This is a genomic window from Paenibacillus sp. AK002, from assembly GCF_053903045.1.
The window spans coordinates 6,726,052-6,743,537 of sequence record NZ_CP096377.1 but is presented as its reverse complement, the minus strand read 5'-3'; the positions used below and the strand labels follow the sequence as shown (position 1 = coordinate 6,743,537).

General features: G+C 50.7%; 15 protein-coding genes and 1 other annotated feature. Of the genes, 7 read left to right on the top strand and 8 right to left on the bottom strand.

The features are described from left to right. Nucleotides 1-38 precede the first annotated feature (38 nt). The 3 genes from M1D70_RS30420 to M1D70_RS30410 all read right to left on the bottom strand — a co-directional run bounded on the left by M1D70_RS30420 (nt 39) and on the right by M1D70_RS30410 (nt 3,703). Nucleotides 39-1,685, bottom strand: a complete 1,647-nt coding sequence (locus M1D70_RS30420) for an extracellular solute-binding protein (protein ID WP_009591209.1) — start codon at nt 1,683-1,685, stop codon at nt 39-41. 165 nt (nt 1,686-1,850) lie between these two features. Beyond that, nucleotides 1,851-2,759 carry an ABC transporter permease subunit gene (locus tag M1D70_RS30415; protein ID WP_433941794.1) on the bottom strand — a complete coding sequence of 303 codons (909 nt, stop codon included), beginning with the start codon at nt 2,757-2,759 and terminating at the stop codon, nt 1,851-1,853. 11 nt (nt 2,760-2,770) lie between these two features. Further along, complete coding sequence (locus tag M1D70_RS30410) at nt 2,771-3,703, bottom strand: ABC transporter permease (RefSeq protein ID WP_456288728.1); 933 nt, start codon at nt 3,701-3,703, stop codon at nt 2,771-2,773. Nucleotides 3,704-4,033: 330 nt separating this feature from the next. Between M1D70_RS30410 and M1D70_RS30405 the strand changes: the two genes are divergently transcribed. Genes M1D70_RS30405 through M1D70_RS30395 form a run of 3 tightly spaced genes read left to right on the top strand, consistent with a single transcriptional unit; the run spans nt 4,034 to nt 7,761 of the window. Then, nucleotides 4,034-5,446: an MFS transporter gene (locus tag M1D70_RS30405; RefSeq protein WP_456288727.1), complete on the top strand. Its 1,413-nt coding sequence runs from the start codon at nt 4,034-4,036 to the stop codon at nt 5,444-5,446. Further along, nucleotides 5,443-6,267, top strand: a complete 825-nt coding sequence (locus tag M1D70_RS30400; RefSeq protein ID WP_456288726.1) for a MerR family DNA-binding transcriptional regulator — start codon at nt 5,443-5,445, stop codon at nt 6,265-6,267. Before M1D70_RS30405 ends, M1D70_RS30400 begins: the two co-directional genes overlap by 4 nt. A gap of 12 nt (nt 6,268-6,279) precedes the next feature. Continuing rightward, complete coding sequence (locus M1D70_RS30395) at nt 6,280-7,761, top strand: cellulase family glycosylhydrolase (protein ID WP_456288725.1); 1,482 nt, start codon at nt 6,280-6,282, stop codon at nt 7,759-7,761. 209 nt (nt 7,762-7,970) lie between these two features. Here M1D70_RS30395 and trpS read toward each other — a convergent pair whose 3' ends face one another. Then, on the bottom strand, nt 7,971-8,954 hold the full coding sequence (trpS, locus tag M1D70_RS30390) for a tryptophan--tRNA ligase (RefSeq protein WP_009591156.1): 984 nt from the start codon (nt 8,952-8,954) through the stop codon (nt 7,971-7,973). Nucleotides 8,955-9,004: 50 nt separating this feature from the next. Then, nucleotides 9,005-9,279: a binding site (T-box leader), on the bottom strand. A 120-nt stretch (nt 9,280-9,399) separates the two neighbouring features. Here trpS and M1D70_RS30385 point away from each other — a divergent pair. Further along, the gene (locus M1D70_RS30385; RefSeq protein WP_456288724.1) at nt 9,400-10,371 is read left to right on the top strand and encodes a hypothetical protein; all 972 of its coding nucleotides are present in this window, start codon (nt 9,400-9,402) and stop codon (nt 10,369-10,371) included. Between the two features lie 64 nt (nt 10,372-10,435). Then, the gene (locus M1D70_RS30380) at nt 10,436-12,016 is read left to right on the top strand and encodes a sigma-70 family RNA polymerase sigma factor (RefSeq protein ID WP_456288723.1); all 1,581 of its coding nucleotides are present in this window, start codon (nt 10,436-10,438) and stop codon (nt 12,014-12,016) included. Between the two features lie 121 nt (nt 12,017-12,137). On the opposite strand, the gene M1D70_RS30375 is transcribed toward M1D70_RS30380, so the two are convergent. Further along, nucleotides 12,138-12,902, bottom strand: coding sequence for an SDR family oxidoreductase (locus M1D70_RS30375; RefSeq protein WP_456288722.1), 765 nt, complete (start codon nt 12,900-12,902; stop codon nt 12,138-12,140). 188 nt (nt 12,903-13,090) lie between these two features. Continuing rightward, entirely contained in the window at nt 13,091-13,921 is an 831-nt protein-coding gene (locus M1D70_RS30370; RefSeq protein ID WP_456288721.1) for a MerR family transcriptional regulator, read from the bottom strand. A gap of 229 nt (nt 13,922-14,150) precedes the next feature. On the opposite strand from M1D70_RS30370, the gene M1D70_RS30365 reads away from it, so the two are divergent. Both M1D70_RS30365 and M1D70_RS30360 read left to right on the top strand, forming a co-directional pair. Beyond that, complete coding sequence (locus M1D70_RS30365) at nt 14,151-14,606, top strand: SgcJ/EcaC family oxidoreductase (RefSeq protein ID WP_456288720.1); 456 nt, start codon at nt 14,151-14,153, stop codon at nt 14,604-14,606. Between the two features lie 23 nt (nt 14,607-14,629). Continuing rightward, nucleotides 14,630-15,436 carry a phosphotransferase family protein gene (locus M1D70_RS30360; RefSeq protein WP_456288719.1) on the top strand — a complete coding sequence of 269 codons (807 nt, stop codon included), beginning with the start codon at nt 14,630-14,632 and terminating at the stop codon, nt 15,434-15,436. A 74-nt stretch (nt 15,437-15,510) separates the two neighbouring features. Here M1D70_RS30360 and M1D70_RS30355 read toward each other — a convergent pair whose 3' ends face one another. Together M1D70_RS30355 and M1D70_RS30350 are read right to left on the bottom strand one after the other, a co-directional pair. Next, nucleotides 15,511-16,116: a DJ-1/PfpI family protein gene (locus M1D70_RS30355; protein ID WP_456288718.1), complete on the bottom strand. Its 606-nt coding sequence runs from the start codon at nt 16,114-16,116 to the stop codon at nt 15,511-15,513. 13 nt (nt 16,117-16,129) lie between these two features. After that, nucleotides 16,130-17,386, bottom strand: a complete 1,257-nt coding sequence (locus M1D70_RS30350) for an MFS transporter (RefSeq protein WP_456288717.1) — start codon at nt 17,384-17,386, stop codon at nt 16,130-16,132. Nucleotides 17,387-17,486: the final 100 nt, after the last annotated feature.

Below are 17,486 nucleotides of genomic sequence, written 5' to 3'. Positions count from 1 at the left end.
GCGGCCAGAGAGAACGTCCATTTTCCCAAATGCATGCGTTACTGGATGCTGTTATATCTGTCAAGCAGTTGCTGATCAATTGCAATTAAATCATCAAGTCCTAACTTTTTCATTTCGGAGATATATTCATCCCAATTGTCGAGCGATTTTTGACCTAGAATAAGCTTGGTCGCGAGCTCTTCCGAATAAGTCCTGAGGTTCGTTAAAATTTTTGTTTTCGTTTCAAGCTGCTTTTCATCCGGAATTGCCAGATAGTTACCGTTCATATTAACGAAGTATGGTTTGTATTTGAGTATATTCAGCTCATGATCGGCTTTTTCTTTGGATACACCGGACAATTCGAATTCCAGGTTAGCAAATTGAACGCGAGGGAACACCGTATCCCCGAATATCTTAATCCCTGGAGTTTGACCTGTTTTGGCTCTTTCTTCGTCCGATATATTCTCGATAAACACTTTCGCCCCGTTGCTATCCTTTTTATAAGTTTGTCCTTCGATTCCCCAATAAAGAAGATCAGCATATTTGTCCGAATAAATCATATCGAAAAATCGGATGGCTGCTTCCACGTCTTTGCAGTCTTTGGTAATTGCATATTTCTGCCATACCAGGAACGGCGGTTCGACCTGTACGGCTGGAGTAATATTGTCAACTGCACTGAGTGGCATCAATGGGAGAAACTCTCCTCCGCCATTGATGGTCGGCTCTAAAAAGGTTTCCAAATTGTAGTCGGTTACAGAACCAACTTTGTTTTCCGTCATTTTCTGTTGTCTTTGCTCGATGGTCGCACCAACCAGGCTCGTATCGAGAATCCCCTCTTTTACGAGCTGCTGCATATATTGAAAGTAATCCTTGATCCCTTCCTGGTACCATGGGGAAACGACTTTTTTATTTTCTACATCAACCGCTGTAATGTCTGTGCCAAGTCCGAACCATTGAGCAATAGCGTCCTCAAATTTACCTGTATCGTAAACCAGAACTTCGTCTTTATTACCGTTGCCGTTGGCATCCTGATCTCTGAACGCTTTTAACGTTTCTAAGTATTCCTGAGCATTTGTTGGTACCGGAAGACTCAGCTTATCAAGCCAATCTTTGCGGATCAACACGGTTCGAGCTACCGGAGCCGGATCTTTGTCCTGATATGTTTTTTTATGCAGATTGCTGAACCAGTACATCTTACCGTCAGGGGAGGTTGTCGTTTTTTTAGCATAAGGGAATTCTTCATCATACATTTTTTTAATGTTGCCGTTGCTATACTTCTCAATCAGTGGCTTCAGGTCAAGCAGAACACCCTGCTTTGCCAAATTCAGCACGGTCGTGTTATCCAAAGCCGAAATGTTGACTATGCCAGGTAGAGATGAACCTGACGCCATTCTCGTCTGAATGACTACATTGTATTGCTCATTTGGAACCAGTTCATATTCCAGATCCAAATTGGCATCCTGGATCATCTTCTCTATTTCCTTCCATACAGGGTATTTATCTCTGTCTTCAAATTTGATGTATTTGTTGCTACCGGTTGGCCCCAGCAATTTAAGCTTGCTTGCTGTTGTGCCGGAACCAGAGCCACCAGCTTCCTCCTTATTACCGTTTCCATTACTGGAGCCTGAGCTTCCGCATGCAGTGAAGGTCCCGATGACAAGAACTGCCACCATGATGGACATCAATGATCTTTTCCAACGTTTCATATTCTAAGCTTCCCCCTTAAAATGTAATAACGCTATCAGATACTTTTGATACAGTTTCCTTCGTTTGACAAGTGCGTGTTCGAAAAGGCTGGTTTGCAGCACTTTTTTGAACAACCTCCCGAAGTAATCGCTTTCACTAAGATGTAAGCTAACTTATCCGTAGATCTATTCCTTCAAAGAACCAAGAAGCGCTCCTTTGATGAAATACTTTTGGAAGAATGGATACGTAAAAATGACCGGTAACGTTGTAAAGACGATGATTGTATATTTTAGTTGAATGTTGGACAGCATGTTCGCTACCGCATTTTTTGTATCCTCCATCGAGAGCATCTTCAGATCCACGGACTGCTGCACGATGACTCGGTATAAATACATTTGCAGCGGATGAAGCTTCTCATTCGGCAAATATACGAGCGCATCGAACCAGCTGTTCCAAATGCCGACAATCGAATAAATAGCGATAACCGCAAGTATAGGTTTGGAAATCGGTATGATGATCTTAAACAGCAGCTGCAGATGGGAAGCGCCATCGATAAAAGCAGATTCCTTTAGTCCATCGGGAATTGTGGTGAAAAACGTTCTTACTAAAATGATATTCCATATACTGACCATCCCAGGTATAATGATCGCCAACATCGTATTGTACAACCCTAGTTTATTCACCAGCAGGAAGGAAGGAATCAAGCCACCCCCGAAATACATAGGGATCAGCAGATACGCGACCACCCATTTTCTCCCCTTTAGATTTCGTACGGTTAACGGGTAAGCCCCCAACACAGCCATCAAGCAGTTCAATAGGGTACCGACTCCAACGTAAATCAACGTATTGGAATATGCCCACCACATTTTCAGATCTTTTACAATCACTTCATAAGAGCTGAGGTTGAAGCCTTTAGGAAACCAAAAGACATTCATTGCCGCTACTTCTGAAGGCGAACTGATAGACATGATAATGACAAAATAAAAAGGATATAGTGTGATTATACAGAGAATTAACGCAATCACTAGAAGGATGATGTCGACCACGACAGAGCCTTCCTTGATCTTGTTCGGTTTTCTACGTACCAAGGCCATGATACTCCCCCTTACCACAAGCCGAAATCTGCAAATTTTCGACTTTGCGAGTTTGCGAAATACAGCAGCGTGAAGTTAAGAATCGATATAAATAGTCCGACTGCTGTCCCCATGCTGAAATTACCGCCAAGCAGGCCATCGCGGTACAAATAGGTGCCAATAACATCCGCTGTTTCATACACTATTGGATTGTATATCAACAGAATAAACTCGGTATTGGCCGAAAACAGACCGCCGACTGCGAAAATAAGCAAAATAAAGATGGTTGGACGAATGGATGGCAGCGAAATATGCAGCATTTGTTTAAAGCGGTTGGCCCCGTCCATTTTGGCTGCTTCATATAAATGAGGATCAACGGAAGACATGGCTGCCAGATACAAAATACTGCTCCAGCCGAATGACTTCCATATGCTAGCGATGGTATATATGGCCGGGAAATAAGCCGGCTCCGTGTTTAACGCAATTGCTGTGCCTCCAAACATTTTGATAATAACGTTTATGATGCCATCAACATTGATAAAGGACAACACCATACCCGCTACAACGACGTTCGAAATAAAATGAGGTAAGTAACTAGCTGTTTGCACAAACTTCTTAAAGAAGCCATGTCGCAGTTCGTTTACCAATAATGAGAATAAAATAGGCACCCAAAAGCCAAACACCAGAATAAAGAAACTGAGCAAAAACGTGTTCCGCATCAGCCTTCCAAAATAAGGCCCATTGAAAAAATTGATGAAATGCTTAAATCCAACCCAGTTCGTTTCCGTCAATGAGAAGAACGGTTTTCCTGGGAAATAATCCTGAAACGCAATAACAAGTCCATACATGGGTATATAGCTGAAAATAAAAATTTGAAGCAGAACGGGAAGCATTATCAGGTAAGGCTGAACATTATCACGGATGTGAAATGATCGGCGTTTTCTGGGTGGATCGATTGTTTTCATGATCTTCCCCTTCCATTTGGCGATTTCGGTTATTTCGGGCCCGCTTCCGCATTTCCATCATAGTCGCGCCCCGATTTGGATAGCAAGGAACATAATTTTCTCGGGTTCGCAATATTTTCGCAGGCCCCAAGTCTCCCTATTTAAGTGAACTTCACAAGCCTCTGGCAATCCAAGTAGACCAGAAATATGACACAATAAAATCCGCTCTTCCGGGAAAAAAACGATTAGAAAAAAAAGAACAAAGCTATTTCATCTGGAGTTACTCCATGGTTTACAATGAGTCCAAGATACATGAGCTGGTTGAAACGTTGAACGATCGGGGGATGGTAAATGTTAGGTAAAGCGCGAAGTGCCTTGCGGCAAGCCTTTCGCTTCACTGCTACCGGACTGACTCTAGGGGAGAAATGGCGCCTGGCTCTTCCTGGTCCGATCCTGTCAGTCGGGGGAGTGCTCATCCACAATGTGTTCTTGAAGTATTACACGGATATCATCGGTCTCAGTCCGAAGTATGTCGCTTGGGTGTATATTATCTATAACATCTGGAACGCGATCAACGACCCGGTGCTTGGCGTATGGATCGATCGAACGAGGCATCGCGCACAGCGTGGGAAATACGTCTATATCATGAGAGTGACGGTGCCGTTCATGATCGTTGCCTCCTTCCTCATGATGCTGTCTAATCCGGCATGGGATCAGTGGTTGATCTTTCTGCTGTATACCGGGCTGCTATTTATTTACGACACGGCTGCAACCGCTTACAGTATAGCCTATCAATCGTTTATGCTGATCGCGGCTCCAACCAAGGAGGAACGCATCGATGTTGGTGTGATCCAGAACTATTTATCCCAGGCGATGTCATTTCTGATCACCTTGATTCCGACGCTGCTGCTCGTTGGGGACGGAAAGCAGGAGGTTATCATCCCGATCTTCTCTGCCGTAATCGTGGCAGAAGCGATATTCTTCACCTGGGCCCTGAGGGGACTGAGAGAAGATGCGCAAATGTACGAATCGCTGGATAAGCAGCATATCGATACAAAAGAGGTTTACAAAGAAGCCTGGCAGATCATCAAATCCAGGCCTTTCCTCACCTTTATTATATTTACCATCGTCACCGGCCCCGTGTTTTTCTACTTTACGCCGTTTCTCTACTACATGGACAGCGTAGTGCAATCAACGGGTATCGAAGCTACCGTCATCGATGTGAGTACGCATGTGATCGCGCTCCTGTTCTTGCCGGTCATGGGATCTATCGTCAAAAAAAATGGAACGAAGAAGAGTGTATACCTGGGGACCATCTTCGTGGTGCTCGGATACGGCGGGATTTTTCTTGCTGACGACATATGGACCGCGGCGGCATCCTACGTTCTGATCGTTTTTGCTGTGAACTATCTTCGAACGGCAATATCTCCTGCCCCGGCGCTGCTCATCGACGAGAATGAACGCACGACCGGCGTGCGGAAAACCGGGCTGTTCAACGGATTGTTCTCGTTATTCACGGTCGCCTTCTCCAGCCTGCAAACGGTTATCTTCATTAATGTGATCGGGGCATACGGATATGACGGTCTTGCGGCGGAACAGTCCGAGTCCGCCATGCTCGGCATTCGGGTAGCAACCGGCTTGATTCCGCTGGCTGCTTTTCTCCTCGGATTAATTCCGCTGGCGTTGTACCCTTTTGATAAGAAAAAAGAGGATGACATCTCCGCGTTCAGCAATAATGCCAGAAGAGGGGGGGTGAAGATGTGAAGGAATCGGCGTTAAATTTGAATTTTACGATTGGCGAAGTGTCCAAAATTCTGGATATCCCGATCGATACCTTGCGTTATTACGATAAGATCGGACTCCTTCATTCCCGCAATCGGGACGCGAACAAGTACCGCTATTATGATCTTGAGCAGTTCGATTCACTTATCACGATTCGAATGCTGCGGGCCATGGATGTGTCGATCGAGCGAATCCAAGCGCTGCTTCGGGACAACAGCCTATACGCTATGCGCAGGCTGCTCTCCGACAAGCGGCAAGACATCGATCGCCAGCGGACTTATTTGAAACATTTGTCTCACAAGCTGGAAGTGTTGGATGTTCAGCTGCAACGGTTTGATAACACGGAGGTCATTGAGCTTGTACTAAGCCACCCGTGCTGGGTGCTTCTTACCGATTCTATCATGGAGAGCGCCGATCAAGGACTCGGGGGTAAAGTACAGGAACAGGTTCGCAGAATCAATGCCAGGGAATGGCTTGCATTCTGCCATACCATATCGATCGTGTCCCAAGATAACCTTAACGCAGGCCGTTATCACAATTACCTGTACAATGGCATTCTGTCCACCTTCCCGATGGAGGATGACTCTTCCGTCTTTCAGAGACTAGAGCCTCGCTACTGTGCCAGAAAATGCGTGATTATCGGCAGGGACGACTATGCCAAGATGGATGATCACTATGATCAGATGAAAGCTTTCATTCGCAATCGCGGATTACAGATCGCAGGCCATTCTCTTGAAGTCAATCTATATAACCAGTACGACAATCATTACATTGAAATTTACATTCCGGTAGAAGAACGGTAGGGGGAAGCAGACATGAAAAAATTAGTGGTCGACGGACAACGATTCTTAAATGAAGACGGCGCTCAGGTGATCCTGAACGGCATCAATCTTGTATGCAAGGAGAAGGCAAAGGGATATGTAGAGCCCTGTGATGCAGCTCTGTTCGCCTGGTTCCGCGAACAAGGCTTTAACGTTATCCGTTTAGGTTTAATATGGGATGGAGTCGAGCCTGAGCCTGGCGTCTATGACGATGCGTATCTGAGCAGAATCAAGCAGCAGGTTGTATGGGCCGAGCAGAATGATCTCTATGTTTTTTTGGATATGCATCAGGATTTATACAGCGTGCACTATGGCGACGGGGCTCCCGCATGGGCCACTCTCTCCGATGACCTTCCCCATGTTACCGGACATATTTGGAGTGACGCTTACCTGGAAAGTCCGGCTGTGAACCGTGCTCTGGATCACTTCTGGCGGAATACATCCGCTTCCGACGGGATCGGACTGCAGGATCACTATGCAGCGATGTGGAAGCATGCGGCACAGTTCATGGCTGATTGTCCGAATATTATCGGTTATGACATGATGAACGAGCCGTACCCCGGAACAAGCGGACAGGAGGTGCTCGGCACCATCATTGCCGCATATGCGGGGCATGTGATGGGAATAGCCGACCCGAATATGGATCAGATAGCCGGACTGTGGTTTGACGAGGAAAAGAGGCTGGAGGTTCTTGCCGGGATGGCGGAGATGGATACGTACCGCAAACTCGTTGACAGCGCCAGAGAAGTATCGCAAATCTTCGAACGGGAGGTTCTCGCGCCCTTTTTCAACAAGACGGCGGCAGCCATTCGCGTCGTGTCCCCGGATGGATTCTTGATGCTGGAAACGAGCTATTTCTCGAACATGGGGATCGAGTCCGGCTTGCAGCTTGTACAGGATCCAGCCGGTCAAACCTTACACCAACAGGTGTTCGCACCGCACGGCTATGATCTGGTGGTCGATACGGAGCATTATGACATTTACAATCAGGATCGCGTCCAGCTGATTTTTGATGCCCATCGCAAGGTGCAGGAACGATTGAACGTGCCGGTTCTGGTTGGGGAATGGGGAGCCTTCTCCCACCATCCGGCAACCTTTCAGCTTTCCAGGCAGATCATTGCGATATTCGAACGGTATCTTTGGAGCAATACATACTGGTGCTGGTGTGACGGCTTCAAGGAAGCCCCATATGCCAAGGCGTTGAATCGCGCGTATCCGCAAGCGACAGCCGGCGTGCTCTCAGCATACCGTTATGATCATGATACCGGCAGTTTAAGTATAGATTTCGTTTCATCCGTTGGAGAGACTTTGATTTACCATCCCCATCTGGAGTCGATATCCAGGAGCGACGTGGCGGTTGCCGGTACGGACGCCTATCAAATCGAGCTGCGTGCTTTTCCGGATTCGAAGAGCGGCATCTTGGCGATCACCGTTCCTGATCAAGGGAATAAGATTACGGTTACGATAGGGAGATGATGTCAAGGGGGCGACAGCGACATGGCAGGCATCTCAATAAACAAGTCGGGATTCAGAAGAACCGTGGGGTATAGCGAGGCAGGACAGACTAAAGCGGTGTAGACGCTTGTGTGCAACATAACAAGGCCAGCCGACAAAAATAAGCAGGGCGTCCCTTGTTCTGATTCCCGATAAGGAACAGTAATCAAGGGAACGCCCTCTCGGTTCTTTCAGAACATGACCAATCCCATCGCTTTCTTGGCGGCAAGCAGTGTCGGGACTGCGGTATCGGAAGCCCGCTTCGCTCCGTCCATCAAAATGCGATCAAGCTCGGAGGAATTCACGATTTGATGGAACCTCTCCTGGATCGGTTGAAGTTTCTCGATGACCACTTCGGCTAATTCCTTCTTGAACGTACCGTATCCTTGGCCTTCATACCGTTTCTCGATGACGGAGATGGCTTCCTCGGAGAATACGGAATAAATCTCGATCAGATTGCTGACCGCCGGCTTATGCTCCCAGTCATGCCGGACCTGGCCATCGGAGTCGGTAACGGCCCTGGAGAACTTCTTGCGGATATCCTCCGGCGTATCCATCATGTGGACGCAGCTGTTCTTATTCGGGTTGCTTTTGCTCATCTTCTTGGACGGATCGTCAAGCCCCATGACGCGGGAGCCAATATCCTGGATGATCGGCTCAGGCACCGTAAACGTGCGGCCATACCGGTTGTTGAAGCGCTCGGCCACATCGCGGGTCAGTTCCAGATGCTGCTTCTGGTCGTCGCCGACAGGCACGTGCGTTGCCTGGTAGAGCAGCACATCGGCAGCCATCAGGACCGGATACGTAAACAACGCGGAGCTCACGGTATCCTTTCCGTCCGATTTCTCCTTGAATTGGGTCATGCGCTTTAATTCACCAAAATGGGCCTGCGTCTCCAGCAACCATCCGAGCTCTACATGCGCGGGGACCTGGGATTGCAGAAAGATCGTCGCTTTATCGGGGTCAATGCCCGACGCAATGTACAGCGCGGCAATGTCCCGCGTGCGCTGGTGCAGCTCCACAGGGTCCTGATAGACCGTGATCGCATGCAGATCCGGCACGAAGAAATAGGACTCATACTCATGCTGCAGCTTCACATATTGACGGAGGGCACCTCCATATCCGCCGATATTCAAATCTCCGCTCGGCTTGATGCCTGACAATAATCGTTGCATAATAACCACCTCCTGATTGTTTGCGAACAACACAAAAACACCTCATCCCTCTATGGGACGAAGTGTAACTTCGCGGTACCACCCAAATTCGACCGTCCGGTCGCTCTTTAGCATGACGTGGAAACGGTGAAATGCACCATTATTCCTGCCATATCTCCCAAAGTAACGGTGGAGGGCCGTCAAGGCCTACTGCTCCGGCACAGCTCGGAGGTTCGGGTTGAAGCGAGAAGATCCATTCACTTATTCCGGAGTACCGGGCCTCGCACCATTCGCCGGTTCGCTTGGACTCAAGAGATAAGCTACTATTTCTTCTCATAGCCGTGTGGTATGTTGTTCTTAAATTCATCTGTGCAGCTCTGTTCGAATGTGAAGAGAGAACAAGATGATTTGATGAGTATCATCACACAGGTGTTAGGTGAATGTCAAGAGGAATCGGGGGGTCAGGATGAGCGATAAGGACAGAGCGATTCTTGGGGACGGATTATCCATACTGTCGCAGTGCAGAATGCTAACAGGGGATATTTGGCAGGCCCATTACGGAGCGGCCGCGATCGCGGGTTATTTTTTTGTCAAGGCAAACCATTTGCCCGGGAAGGTCGAGAAGGCCGTCGAGGCGGAGAACCAGAGGATGATCGCCAAGTATTTGCAGACGGGAACGGTGACAGGGGAAAGCGTGAGTGTGGAAAGTGCCGAATCAAGGATTCTTGCGGCCCTTGACGATACGATTGATGGGCTGCACTGGGTCGGGCACAATGTGATCTATGCTGCAATAAGCCTGGCTGCACTCCACGAGCTTGGAGGCGGTCTACGGCATGAAGCAGCCGATATCGCGGAATTAATTAGCTCTTTCGCGAAGACGATTCCGGGAAGGTCCTGGATCGGATATTCTGCAGCCGAGGTCAAACGGTTGACCCTGGATGAACTTGACGGAATATATGAAATAACGGACGGCAATCAGCTGTCAAATTTTATTTTGAATGAACTGGCCTCTTATTCGGTGATCTTCCGCGCAGAAGCCCATCATGACTTGATGGGGCATATGCTGACGTACTCGCATGCCTTAAACATCTTGTACGATCTTGGCCATCATGATTATTTCCACAGAGGCTTGCCGGGTCTGCTCAAAATCGTGAAGGTGCTCCGTGCCAGTCGCCAGCTGGACCCTGCAGAGCCGATCCGGCTTGTATCTCCGGTGGATCGGCTGCCACTCGTGGAGGCTCCAAGATCGGCGTGGCTGCCGCATCAGCCGGAGTATTGGGCGGGTATAGACGGGGATGTAATCGACTGGGACTTCGGCCATCTGTTTAAATTCCCGTTCAGTTTCTACCATCATTGGAACCGTGTTTCGGAGGCACCGGCGAAGGCCGTGGAGAATTTTCGATATATTATCCATCCGGTGCAGACGATCATTTCCTGAAGATAGGTAACCTTTTTCATATGGATCGGCACTTAAGGGATAGAGACACCGAGAGGGAGGTGAAGTGAGCGTGATCCAGTGGATTGAGGAAGCCCGGAAGGGCAGTGCCGAGGCTCAGGAAAGCTTGGTCCGGCATTTTACCGGCATGGCGCTGGCCGTGGCCTACGATAAGCTGCGGGACTCCCATTTGGCGGAGGACGCCGTGCAGGAGGCCTTTACGGAGGCCTTTGCGAATCTGCATAAGCTGCAGGATTCCCGGCGTTTTCCCGGATGGTTCAAAGTGATCGTGGAGCGGCAGTGTTACAGAGACTTGCGCCGCAAGCAATTGCAGACGTTACCGCTGCATGAGGTTGAGCTGCCGGCTGGAGAACAGCGTAGCTTGGAGGCGGTTGTGGAAAAGAGAGAGATGGTACGCCAGCTGCATGCCACGGTCGCCGACCTGCCACCCGGCATGCGGATAGCCGTGCAGCTTTATTATTTTCAAGGCTACAGCCTGCGGGAGATCTCGCAATATTTGGACGTTTCTTTGCCGGCTTTGAAGAAGCGACTCTTTGATGCCCGGCGGAAGCTGAAGAACGCGCTTCACGTAGCCGACTTTGTATCGGTGTTCACCGATCTGTATGAGGGAGGAAAACGCATGCTGCATATCGTTAACGGGGATTCGGTAGGGGATAAGCTGAAGCAAGGAAACATTCAAGGAGATATTCTGGTGTGGAGGGAGCTTTATTCGTTTGGTCCGGTCTATACGAAGATGGACGAGCCGGATCATCGGAGAACAAGAGCTCAGTATTTGGAGCAAACGCTGGGGATTCCGCAGAAGGAATATATCGGGACCTGCGAGTCGCAGGAGAGGAAGCTCCAGGATTTTCGAATATATGACGAAGTAGTGCTCTGGTTTGAGCATGATCTGTTTGACCAGACCATGCTGGCCTACTTGCTGCATTGGTTTAAGGAACAGTCACTGGGAAATACGAAGCTGAGTCTGCTGTGCATTGGCGCATACCCGGGCATCGAGCTTTTTCGCGGGCTGGGGCAGCTTAGCACGGAGCAGCTCGAGACTTTGTCGGGCACATGGCACGCGATTGGAGAAGAAGAGCTTATGCTGGGCAGCATGCTGTGGGAAGCCTATACCTCGGATCGGCCGGAGAAGCATCAGCGCATGCTGGAGTTGGATTCCTCGGCACTGCCTTTTGCGAGGGATGCGTTCGAGGCCCATCTGGCACGGCTGCCCTCTGTGAGCCATGGACTCGGGAATATCGAGCAGACGACGTTAGAAGCTGTAGCTGGCGGAATTCATACGCCTTATGAGTTATTTCGCACGGTAGGTGACCGGCTTCATACACTCGGAATGGGAGATCTGGAATTCTGGCACTATTTAAAGAAGATGACGGAGGGGCCGGATTCCTTGCTGGTTATCGATGGTACAGCGTCGTTTCCGGACTTCAAACTGGCTGTACCCCATTTTCAAGAGCGGGTGCTGCAAGTGACGAGTTTGGGGCATGAGGTGCTAGCGGGTAAGACCGACTATGCCTGCACCGGAACGATCGATAAATGGGTAGGAGGCTTGCAGGTAAGGGGGAAGGATCCGTTATGGCGCTGGAACCCGGAGGGGAAGACGGTTGTGCGGATAGCTGAAGCCGATTAACCGAAGACATAGGAAAAGAGCGATATTGAGCAGAGTGACGAATCCGATTAACAGTAGAATATACAGCAAAAGAGCTATCCTTTCTGGCGTTAATGCCAAGCAAGGATAGCTCTTTTCATAGTTACAGATGAGAGCCGCCGGTTGCATCGACCATCTGTCCCGTGACCCAGCGCCCGTCACTTGATAACAGAAACGCTACGACGTCCGCAATATCCGACGGCTGACCGATTCGGCCAAGCGCGGACATCTCTGCGGCATGCTGCTGCCCTTCCGGAGTATGAAGCCATGCAGCATTCACGTCCGTATCCACGATGCCCGGAAGAACCGCATTCACCGTGATCCCGCGTGGACCCAGCAGCTTGGCGAGGTGCAAGGTGAACGTATTGATGGCTCCCTTGGTGATGTTGTAAGCCATAATATGCGGATAGGCGATACGCGTCACACCGGAGGAGATGTTGACGATGCGCCCGCCGTTACGCAGGAGCGGCAGAGCCTGTTGGACCAGGAAGAACGGTGCTTTTACATTAACGGCAAGCAGCTCGTCGAAGCTCTCCTCGGTCGTCTCTTCAAAGGTCTTTGAGGTTCCGATGCCTGCGTTATTCACCAGAATATCAAAATGCTGGTCCCCCGTTACACGCAGCAGCTCCTCCTTCAGCGAATGAATAAGCCCCTTTGCTCCATGTACCGATTCCAGCCCAGCACCTAAGGCGATAGCTTGCCCGCCTTGAACCTGTATGGTCTGCACAACCTCATCCGCAGCATCCCGGCGGTTTCCGTAATGAACAACGACCAGTGCCCCTTCTTCCGCCAACCGAAGCGCGATTCCTTTACCGATTCCTCGGCTTCCGCCTGTAACCAATGCAACTTTGTTTTCCAATCGTTTCATGAAACTCCACTCCTCTTGTTTGATTTAAAGCTACTGTACACTCTCCGGTTAGGGGGAGAGTCAAGAGGTTGATTTAGAATTTTTCGAGAGTTATTCATGAACAACAAAGACATGGCGATTACTGCTGCTGCAAGTACGGATGGAGGCGATGGAGGCCCACTCCGGCAGCCTATCCCGATAAGGATGGGTTACAACGCGTTACCTTGTAAGGGGATAAGCAATTCCGCGGGGCGCTTCTTGCCATAGATATCTTTATCCGAGGTGAGATAGATTTCGCGGATCGGCTCCTGGTCCGATTGAACGAGGCCTTGGGACGAAATCCATGCTTTGAGCTTGGGTGCAACAGGACAGCTATAACCGTACGGATCACAACGATGCACAAGAGATGCGGCGGATTGAAGCATCGGCAGGTAGTCCACACGAACACGGCCATTAACAGGTATGTCCCTGGTTATGGGGATTGCGACTTCGATGTCGGCGATGTCGGCATTCTCGCTGCCGTGATCATGCCAAAGGATGGTTAACTGGCTAGCTTCCTCTTCTCCATAAGAGGTCGCATATTTCGTAATCTCATCAAGCAAGAGACATAGCTGGCTGCGGGGGACTTGGTCGCGAATCGAAGCGGCGAGCTGGGAGGGGACTTCCCGGATACGGATGAAGCCTGCCGGATCACCGGCTTCCGATGGCTCCAAGCGCGACATTCTGCTGTTCACCTCATCCAGCTGCAGCTGGAGGGTCTGCATCGCATGTCGCAGCTCCGTCATTTTATCCGCAAGTTTGTTCTTTACGACATCGGTTCCTATATCCTCTGCAAAAAAAGGCTTGAGCTGTTCCAAGGTAAACCCCTGTTCCTTGTAGGCGGCAATCCGCTTGACGGTCAGAAGCTGCTCCTCGGAATAGTAACGGTATCCGCTTTGCTCATCAACATGGGCCGGACTTAACAGGCCCAGCTCATCATAATAACGCAATGTTTTGATGGAAAGGCCGCTGACCTTGGCAAAAACGCTGATCTTCATCATACCGTTTGCTACCTCCTTTATGATTCGGTCTCTCCTGGATAACGATATCATATCCCGCTCTCCTGCCTACGTAAAGAACGCAACTCGCCGGAACTGAGGGAACAACTCGGTCCCAAGACCGAGTCTGTTTTCATCCCGGGGCGGGAATTCAGTTCGGCCGGATTATCGTACAATGTGTTCAAAGAAGATTCGTGATTCCCCCTTAATAGCAAGAAAGGAGATAAGGCTGATGAACGGAACGCACGAGGATCGCCAGGCGATCCTAAGATTATTCGATTCGCTGTCCAAGGCGTGGGGAGAAGGGAATGGCCGGGCTTATGCGGAATGCTTTACCGATGATGCGGATTACGTGACGTTTAGCGGACAGCACCTGAAGGGCCGCCAAGAGATCGATGAGGTTCATCAGAAGCTGTGGGACGGGGTGCTCCGCGACTCCACACTGGTAGCGGGACCGACCCCGACGCAGCTGCGTTTCCTGACCCCGGAGCTTGCGATAGCCCAGGCTACGGGAGCGGTGCAGCTCAGATTCCATAAGAAGCCGCCCACCGGCCGCTATTCCATTAATACCAACGTGCTGGTCAAAGTGAACGGGGAATGGAAGATATCGGCGTTTCATAACTGCAGGATTCAGAAGCCAGGCTGGATTCAGCGGATGATGATGCGTTCGAATTCAAAATCCAGCTGATTAAAGATGTGGAGGAAGAGCTTTTGAAGAAGGGTGCGCTGATTGGAAAAGGCAGGAGTGCAGAGGTCTATGAATGGGGAGAGTCTCAGGCACTAAAGCTGTATTATGAAGGGTATCGCCCGGAATGGGTGACGTATGAGGCGGAGATAGGCCGCATCGTTGCGGAAGCGGGGGTTCCCGCCCCTTCCGTCTTTGACATGGTGGATATTGAAGGACGTACGGGGCTGGTGTATGAGCGGATTGCGGGCCCTTCGATGCTGCGTCAGGTTAAATCGGCACCGTTTCAGCTAACGAAGCGCGCCCGGGATATGGCGCAGCTCCATCATGCGACGCACAGCTGCACGACCAGCCTGCTGCCGCCGCAAAAAGAAAAGCTGGAACACGCCATTCTTGATGCAAGCGGCATCCTGCAGGAAAAAGCGCAGGCCATATGCAAGGTGCTGGATTCATTTCCGGAAGGCGATTCCATCTGCCATGGCGACTTTCACCCGGACAATGTGATCGTCGCGGAGAACGGATGCCGGGCGATTGACTGGAACAACGCCCATGTAGGTAACCCGCTATGCGACGTCGCCAGGACATCGCTCATGTTCCAATCGCCGTTTAACCCGGACGATCAGCCGGGCATCCTGGTGCTTCCGCTTCGGATGGCCCGCATGCTGTGGAATAAAGTATACCTGAACGAGTACTGCCGATTATCCCGTGCGAAGCTGGAGGATATCGACCGGTGGATGCTGCCCGTAGCGGCGGCCAGGCTGAGAGAGGATGTTCCCGGGGAAAGAGATTGGCTGCTCGGGTTGATTGATGACCGGCTCCGTGCTTATGCGTAATGAAATCGTGACTCCTTGCGGGGGAGAGCAGCTTCCATAATATAGGGTAAGTTCCCCGGTCGCCGCATCCGGATTCACATGCCTGTCTTCGCATGATATAGGGCGGATGAGGTTCCCGCCCGGTAATAGGGGTAGCTCATATCCGTCTGGACCCGTTCCGCCGTCGCTGCATCGGTTAGCCTTTCGAGCAGATATAAGCCGAGATCAATGGACGATGACACTCCGCTGCCTGTAAAGAGACGGCCGTCCTGTACAATGCGTGCTTGAACAACTTCCTTGCAGTAGGGTGTCAACAGCTCGTAAGCCGAAGCGTTGGTGGTAGCACGCTTGCCCTCCAGCAAGCCGGCCGCGCCCAGAAGCAGCGATCCGGTGCAGACGGATACGAGATGTTTGGCTTCCCGGGCGGTCTGCAGCCAAGTCAGCACATCGGGGTCGTACCTCAGCTCCCTCGTGGTAAAGCCGCCAGGCACGAAGACCAGATCGTATTCCGAAAGATCCGGTTTGACCCGGGATACGACATACGCCAATCCGCGATCATCGGTAATTTGCGTGCTCAGCGCGCAATAATCCCAGGATATATCCGCTTCGGGACGGATGCGGGCAAGCCGGGTCATGACTTCGGTGAAGCCGATCAGGTCCAGGGCCGTCATGCCATGGAATAGAATGAAAGCCATTTTCATCAAGAACACCTGCCTATAGTGATTTTTTTAAGCTGGCGCCGCCCGGCTGACCTGGAACGGAACGCCTTCGATTCGACGCACGATGAATCCGGTAATAGCCCATGGCCGACAGAGCGCTGAATATCAGGTTGATCCCGATCAGCGCTTGGTAGCTGTTCGTAAGGTCATACAGGAATCCGCCGGAGAAGGAGCCGAGAACGGCGCCCGCCTGATGGAAAATAAGCAGCGTTCCGGCCTGCAATCCAACGGAGCGATGGCCCATGGCCTCGCCGGCTACCAGAATACCGCCAGGAATGGCTCCTAAATAGCTGGCTCCGAAGATGATCGAGAAGAGGATCGGAGAGGCGCTGAAGTGCAGATACAGCACCATAAAGGCCACGATTCGAAATACGTACAGGAAGGACAAGGCCAAACTCCTCGACATCCGGTCCAGGAGGAAGGCAAACAGCAGTCCGCCTGTCAGCTCAAGCAAACCGAGAATACTCAGTGAGGACGTGAACATTACCGGACTGATCTGATGATGGCGATGGATGGCCATCAGGTGCATTTCAACCGTTCCCATGCCGAAGCCGCATGTGAACAAAGCGAAGACCACCAGAAGTACGGTGCGGCTGGTTACCATCTCCTTGGCGATCGGAAGGATCCGTGGCCTCCCAGCCGATGGGGGCGATTCAGCAGCGGAGGGGCCGGCTTCGTGCTCTTCGCGCTTTCGTTCTTTCATGATAAGCAAGGTGAGCGGTATGGATACAAGCGTGATCCATAAGGTGAAAGTGAATGCCGTTGTCCAATCGAGCCAGTCCCGGTTGCTGACAAATAGAGGCGTCAGTATGGCCAGGCCGAGCGAGCTTGCGCTGGTCATGATCATGAGTGCCTTCGCTTTATGGCGGCTGAACCAGCTTGTGACCACGACATAACCTGTACTTGCAGCCATGCCGGAGAGGCCGGAGAGCAGCCCGAGCCCCAGGAAGAATCCCGCCGGATGACGAAACGTAAGCACGGTCATCATGGACATCACGCCAAACAGGGCATTCAGGAGCATCATTTTTTTGGGACCGTATCGATCGGTCAACCATCCGCCGAGCGGAGAACAGATGGCGGCAACGGCAATGTTAACGGACCAGGTGAAGCTGATAAAGGTGAGGTCGACGCTTAAATCCCTTGCCATTTCGTGCTGGTAATAAGACATGACAAACCGGCTGATGGCCGCCGCAAACCCTAGCATCCATAGAAATATGAGAATGACCCATGCATAACCCCGGTCTCTTTTCATCGCAGCCCCGTCAGCCCCTCTCCCAAGTCTTTACTTCCGCTATGTCATGCAATAAGCTAATTTTAATCATGGAATCGGAAATGAACAGGACAATTTAGAG